This is a genomic window from Peterkaempfera griseoplana (assembly GCF_001418575.1).
Classification (GTDB): domain Bacteria; phylum Actinomycetota; class Actinomycetes; order Streptomycetales; family Streptomycetaceae; genus Peterkaempfera; species Peterkaempfera griseoplana.
Window position 1 is genome coordinate 1 of sequence record NZ_LIQR01000517.1, and the last position, 7,627, is coordinate 7,627.

Genomic DNA, 7,627 nt, shown 5'->3' on the forward strand with positions numbered 1-7,627 from the left:
ACCCAACCGCGACAACAGCACCGCAAGCGCCGCCTGCAACACCATGAACACCGTCACACCCTCGGCCCGCGCCACCTCCACCACCCGCGCATGCACCTCCGCCGGGATCTCCACCGGCACGCTGTGCCCGCGGTGGCTGGCGACCGCCGGGCGCACATGGTCGACCGGGAGCGTCAGCTCCTCCGGTGCGCCCTGGAGTGCCTCCCCCCAGTAGGCCGCCTGCTGGGACAGGACACTGCCGGGGTCCTGTTCGTCACCGAGGAGTTCGCGCTGCCAGAGGGCGTAGTCGGCGTACTGCACCGGCAACGGCTCCCACACCGGGGCGCGCCCCTCGCACCGCGCCGCGTAGGCAGCGGTGACGTCACGGGAGAGGGGGCCGGTCGACCAGCCGTCGGCGGCGACATGGTGCATCGTCACCACGAGGACGTGCTCGTCCGGTCCCGTCGCGAAGAGCCAGGCACGGATCGGCAGTTCATGGGACAGGTCGAAGGCGTACCCGGCCGCCGTCTCGACGGCGGCGTCCAGCTCGCCGCGCGCCACCTCGACCACCGGCAGCTCCCACACCACCTCGTCGAGAGGCAGGATCCGCTGGTACGGCTCACCCCCCGACACCTCGAACACCGTCCGCAGCACCTCATGCCGCCCCAGCACATCCCGGAACGCCGCCTTCAGCGCCTCACCGTCCAGCTCACCCGACAGCCGCAGGGCGACAGGAACGTTGTAGGTGGCACTCGGCCCCTCCAGCTGGCCGATGAACCACAGCCGGCGCTGCGCAAAGGAGAGCGGCAACCGCTCCGGGCGCTCCCGCGCGGTCAGCGCCGGACGGGCCTCGCCCTCGCCGGCCAGCCGCGCCGCGAGCCCCGCCACCGTCGGCGCCTCGAACAGCGCACGCACCTCGACCTCGACGCCCAGCACCGCCCGCACCCGGCTGACCAGCCGCGTCGCCAGCAGCGAGTGACCGCCCAGGGTGAAGAAGTCGTCGTCGACGCCGACGCTCTCCACGCCCAGCACCTGTGCGAACACCGCGCACAGCAGCTCCTCCTGCACGCTGGAGGGGCCGCGGCCCGTGGCCGGGGTGTACTCGGGTGCGGGCAGCGCCCTGCGGTCCAGCTTTCCGTTGACCGTCAGCGGCAGCGCGTCCAGCACCACCATCGCCGACGGCACCATGTGCACGGGCAGGCGCTGGGCGACGAACTGCCGTACCGATGCGGCCAGTTCGCGGCTGTCGGCCGCGTCCGGGTCGGCGGCGACGACATAGGCGGCCAGCCGTGTCCCGGCGGGGCTGTCCTCCCGTGCGACCACCGTGGCCTGTGCGACGGACGGATGGCCCGCCACCACGGCCTGGACCTCGCCCAGCTCGATCCGGAAACCGCGGACCTTCACCTGCTCGTCCACCCGGCCCAGGTACTCCAGGTGCCCGTCGGCGCCCCAACGGGCCAGGTCACCGGTCCGGTACATACGGGCGCCGGGCTCGAAGGGGCAGCTGACGAACCGCTCCGCGGTGGACCCGGGCCGGCCCACATAGCCGCGGGCCAGCTGCACGCCCGCGATGTAGAGCTCTCCCGTCACGCCCGCCGGAACCGGCGCGAGCGAACCGTCCAGGAGGTACAGCCGGGTGTTGGCGATCGGGCGTCCGATCGGCACGGACTCGCCGATCTCCTGGCCGGCCGCCACCTCGAAGACACAGCAGCCGACGACGGTCTCGGTGGGCCCGTACTCGTTGACCACCACGGACTGCGGCGTCCGGGCCAGCCACGACCGTGTGACGGCGCCGGTCAGCGCCTCACCGCCGACCACATAGCGCCGCGCCGCGCTCGCCAGACGGTCGTCCGGGATCGCCTCCGCCAGCAGCGGCAGATGGCCGGGGACGACCTTGACCAGCCCGAACCCGCCCACTCCGGCCATCAGGTCGGCCAGTCCACCGGCGCCGCCGGCCGGGCTCACCACGACCGCCGAGCCGGAGACCAGGGGCACCAGCACACTGGTGACGGTCAGGTCGAAGGAGAGCGACGAGTGCACCGGCGCACCGCCGCCGTCGCTCATGCCGTACGCGTCCGCCGCCCAGGTCACATAGTTGGCGAGTCCGCCGTGGGTGACCGCCACCCCCTTGGGTCGCCCGGTGGAGCCGGAGGTGTAGATGACATAGGCCAGCGCTCCGAAGGGCGCCCCGGCGCCGGGTGCGGTGTCAGGCAGGCCGGCCGACGCGGCGTGCAGCTGCGGGTCGTCCAGCCAGACCACCCGGTCCGCACCGAGGCCGCCTGCCAGGCCGTCCGCGGTGTCGCGGCGGCTGATCAGCACATCCGCCCGGCTGTCGGACAGCATGAACGCCAGCCGCTCCGCCGGGTACTCCGGGTCGAGCGGCAGATAGGCGCCGCCCGCCTTCCACACCGCGAGGATCGCCGTGACCACGTCGATGCCGCGCGGCAGGCAGAGGCCCACCACGGAGTCCGCGCCGACGCCCTGGCCGATCAGGTGGTGCGCCAGCCGCTTCGCCCGCGCGTCCAGCTCCGCGTACGACACCTCCACGCCCTCGCACACCAGCGCCACCGCGTCCGGGATACGGCCCACCTGAGCCTCCAACAGCTCGGGGACGGTCGCGGCCGGGACCTCGGCGGCGGTGTCGTTCCACTCCACCAGCACCCGGCGGCGCTCCGCCTCGCCCAGCACCCGCACCGTGCTCAGCGGGACGTCCACGCCCCGGTCCAGCGCCCCCTCCAGCGCGGCCACCAGGTTCTCCGCGGCCGTGCTCAGCAGGGTGCCCACGGCCAGCGGGTCGATCGACGCGACGGCGTCCACGGCCAGGGCCAGCGCGTCGCCACTGTCGTCGACGTTGACCGAGAGCGGGAAGTTGGTGCGCTCCTGCATGAAGAGCAGCCGGATGCCCTCCATCCCCGCGCTGCGGGATCCGTCGACGCTCCGGCCGGTGTTGTGGCGGTAGTTGAAGATCGAGGTGAACAGGGGGGTGTCGGCCGCCACCCCGCCGGCCTGCTGCGCCAGGGCCAGCGGGGCGTGCTCGTGCTCCAGGAGCCCGGCCAGCTGGCCGCGCATCTCCCGGACGGCCGCCAGCACTCCGCCGCGGTCCACCCGGACCCGTACGGGCAGGGTGTTGATGAAGGGACCCGGTACCCGTTCGGCGCCCGCCCCGGCGTTCATCCGCCCGAACAGCACCGTGCCGAAGACCACGTCGCTGCGGCCGCTGAGCACGGCGAGGACCCGCGCCCAGGCCACATGGAGCACCGTGGCGGGGCTGGTGCCCAGCCGGCGGGAGACGCCGCGCAGGCGGTCGTGCAGCCCCGCCGCCAGCGGCAGGATCTCGCGGACCACGTCCGCGCCGTCGCCGCGCACGTCGGTGACCCCGTACGGTGCGGTCGGCTCGTCCACGTCCCCGAGCAGTTCGGCGAAGTACCGGTCGTGCTCGGCACGTTCCACCCCGGCGCGGGTCCGGGCGACGAAGTCCCGGAACGGCAGCGGCTCCGCGAGCTCGCCGTCCCGCCCGGTGAGGATCGCCTCCATCTCCTCCAGGGCGACCTCCAGGCCGACGTGGTCGTCGACCATGTGGTGCACCCGCACCAGGGCCAGCCATCGGCCGGTGCCCGGATGCACCGCCGTCCGCACGTCCAGCAGCGGCGCCCGGCGGAGGTCGGTCGTCAGCCCGGCGACGGCCAGCAGCTCCGCGACCGGGTCGGCCCCGTGCGGGTCCAGGGCGGTCTCCTCCACCGGCAGCACCGCGCGGCGCCACACCACCTGCACGGGCTCCCGCAGCCCCTCCCAGACGATGCCGGTGCGGAAGATGCCATGACGGTCGACCACCCGCTGGAGCGCGCCGGTGAAAGCGTCCAGACGCGCCCGGGAGTCGAACTCCAGCACCGTCGGCATCAGATAGGCGTCCTCGCCGCCGTCCGCCAGCAGGTGGTGGAAGAGGATGCCCTCCTGCAGGGGGGCCAGCGGGTAGATGTCCGCGACGTTGGCCGCGCCGCCGTCGACCGTGGCGACGACCCGCTCGATCTCCTCCGCGGACAGCTCCACCAGCGACAGCATCTGCGGGGTGATCTCCGTGGCGCCGGCCGGGATGGCGTTGGCCGGCACCGCGACCTGCTCGGCGGTGGCCGCGGCGGCCAGTCCGGCGGGGGTGGGGGTGTCGAGGAGCGCGCGTACGGACACCGGTACGCCCTGTGCCCGCAGGGCCTCGACCAGCCGGATCGTCAGCAGGGAGTGGCCGCCGAGCGCGAAGAAGTCGTCGTCGACGCCGACGCCCTCCAGGCCCAGCACCTCGGCGAAGGCCGCGCAGATGACCTCCTCGCGCGCATTCGACGGACCGCGGCCGTTGCCCGCCGTGTACTCGGGTGCGGGCAGCGCCCGGCGGTCCAGCTTGCCGTTCACGGTGAGCGGCAGCGCGTCCAGCACCACCACCGCCGACGGCACCATGTAGGCCGGGAGGCGCTCGGCGACTCGTGCACGCACCGCTTCGGGGAGTGCTCCGGCGGCCTCGTGCCGCCCGTCGACGGGGACGACATAGGCGACCAGCTGCCTGTCACCCGGGGCGTCACCGCGGGCGACGACGGCGGCCTGCGCCACCCCCGGGTGCTCGGCCACCACGGCCTCGATCTCGCCCGGTTCGATGCGGAAGCCGCGGATCTTCACCTGCTCGTCGGCGCGCCCGGCGAAGACCAGCTCGCGCTCGTCGTTCCAGCGGGCCAGGTCACCGGTCCGGTACATCCGGGTTCCGGCTTCGAACGGGCAGGCCACGAAGCGTTCCGCGGTGAGTCCGGCCCGGCGCACATATCCGCGCGCCAGTCCGTCGCCCGCGAGGTACAGCTCTCCCGCCACACCGGCGGGGACCGGTGACAGGAACTCGTCCAGCACGAACGCCCGGGTGTTGCCGATGGGCCTGCCGATCGGCACATGGTCGGCCCCCGGGCGGCAGGTCCAGGACACCGCGTCCACGGTGGTCTCGGTCGGGCCGTAGGTGTTGAACATCAACCGCCCGGCCGCCCAGCGCTCCACGACCTCCGGCGGGCAGGCCTCGCCTCCCACCTCGAGCACGAGCTGCGCGCCGACCGACTCCGCGTCCATCCCGGCCAGCACCGCGGGGGGCAGCGACGCATGGGTCACCGACTCCTCGGCCAGGAAGGACGACAGCTCGCTGCCGAGCCTGCGCGCAGCGGGGACGACGACCAGGGCCGCACCCGTGGTCAGGGCCAGCGACCACTCCAGGGCGAAGTTGTCGAAACTGGCCGACGCGAACTGCGCCACCCGTGAGCCGGGCCCCGCCCCGAAGCGGGCGAGCGCCGCCACCGTGTTGGCGAAGCCCTTGTGCGTCACGGTGACGCCCTTCGGGCGCCCGGTCGACCCGGAGGTGTAGATCACATACGCGGGGTGGCCGGGCAGTGCGGGTGTCCGCTCACCGTCACCCAGCGGCGCGCCGTCCAGGGCCTCCAGCGCGGCGAGGGTCTCCGCGGAGTCGAGGACCAGCACCGGGGCCGACGAAGGCAGCGACCCTGCGGTGGAGGCCGAGGCCAGCACCGCCGCCGGGGCCACGTCCTCCAGCATGAACGCGATCCGCTCGGCCGGGTACTCCGGCTCGACCGGCAGATATGCCGCTCCGGCCTTCAGCACGCCGAGCAGCGCAGCCATCAGATCGCCGCCGCGCTCCAGGCACACCGCCACCACCGACTCCGGGCCCACTCCCAGGCCGGCCAGGTGGCGAGCCAGCCGGTCGGCCCGTGCGTCCAGCTCGGCGTAGGTCAGCCGGACGTCCCCGGACACCACCGCGACCGCGTCCGGGGTGCGCACCGCCTGCGCCTCGAACAGCTCGGGGACGGATGCCGACGGCACCTCCGCCGTCGTGTCGTTCCACTCCGACAGCACCCGGTGCCGCTCGGTCCCGTCGAGCACCGGTACCGTGCCCAGCGGCCGGTCGGGGCCGCCTTGCAGCGCCTGCTCCAGCGCCGCCACCAGGCTTTCGGCCGCGGTGCGCACCAGCCCGCCCACCGCCTGCGGGTCGATCGGCGCCACCGCGTCCACGGAGACCGCGAAAGCGGTGCCGTCGTCGTCCACGGAGACCGAGAGCGGATAGTTGGTGCGCTCCCGGTAGAAGACCAGCCGGATGCCCTCGGCGACCTCGCTGCGCGACTCGTCGACGACCTGGTCGGTGTTGTGGCGGTAGTTGAAGATCGAGGTGAACAGCGGCATGTCGCCCGCCACCCCACTGGCCTGCTGGGCGAGGGCGAGGGGTGCGTGCTCGTGCTCCAGGAGCTCCGCCAGCTGGGTACGCATCGCCCCGACCGCTGCCAGAGCCCCGATCCGGTCCGCCTGGACGCGGACGGGCAGGGTGTTGATGAAGGGACCCGGAACCCGCTCGGAGCCTGCGCCGGCGTTCATCCGCCCGAACAGCACCGTGCCGAACACCACGTCGCTGCGCCCGCTCACCGCCCCCAGCACCCGCGCCCACGCCAGATGCAGCACACTCGCGGGGCTGGCACCCGCACGGCGGGCGACATCCCGCAACCGGCTGTTCAGCTCCGGGGGGAACTCCACGCGGGTCTCCACGGAGTCCCAGCCGTCGCGGTGGACGTCGACGAGTCCGTACGGTGCGGTCGGCTCCTCGACATCGCCCAGCAGCCCGGCGAAGTACCGCTCATGCTCGGCGCGCTCCACCCCACCCCGCGCCTGCGCCACAAAGTCCCGGAACGGCAACGGAGCCGGCAACTCCCCACCCCGCCCCGCCAACAACGCCCGCACCTCACCCAGCACCACATCCAACGCCGCATGGTCCTGCACCATGTGATGCGCCCGCACCAGAACCAACCGACGACCATCCCCCACCGCCGCCACCGACAACCCGATCAACGGAGCCCGGCCCAGATCCACCGACAGACCAGCCACCTCCAACAACCCACCCACCACATCACCCACACCCGCATCCACCACCACCTGCACCACCGGCAACACCGCACGCCGCCACACCACCTGCACCGGCTCCCGCAACCCCTCCCACACAATCCCCGTGCGGAAGATGTCATGCCGATCCACCACCCGCTGCAACGCCGCAACAAACGCATCCACCCGCGCCTGCGAATCAAACTCCAACACCGTCGGCAACACATACGTGTCCGCCCCACCATCCGCCAGCAGATGATGGAAAAGAATCCCCTCCTGCAACGGCGCCAACGGATAGACATCCGCCACATTCGCCGCACCACCCTCCACCGACGCCACCACCCGCGCAATCTCCGCAGGCGACAGATCCACCAACGGCAACATCTCCGGAGTGATCTCCGTCGCCCCGGCAGGAATCGCATTCGCCGGCACGACCAGCTGTTCCGTACCTGATGCTGCTGCGAGCCCCGCCACGGTCCTGGTGTCGAAGAGCGCGCGTACGGAGACGGGGACCCCGCGACTGCGCAGGAGTTCCACCAGCCGCACCGCCAGCAGGGAGTGACCACCCAGCGCGAAGAAGTCGTCGTCGACGCCGACGCTCTCCAGGCCCAGGACCTCCGCGAACGCCCCGCAGAGGATCTCCTCCTGGACGGTCGCCGGTTCCCTGCTCACACCGGTGGTGTATTCGGGGGCGGGCAGGGCCCTGCGGTCCAGCTTCCCGTTCACCGTCAACGGCAACGCATCCAGC

The 7,627-nt window shown here is 72.9% G+C and carries 1 protein-coding gene; it reads right to left on the reverse strand.

All coding sequences use genetic code 11. The annotated features are described in order from the left end of the window. On the reverse strand, positions 1-7,627 hold a 7,627-nt coding region (locus AOK09_RS31570), incomplete at both ends, for a non-ribosomal peptide synthetase (protein WP_157876110.1).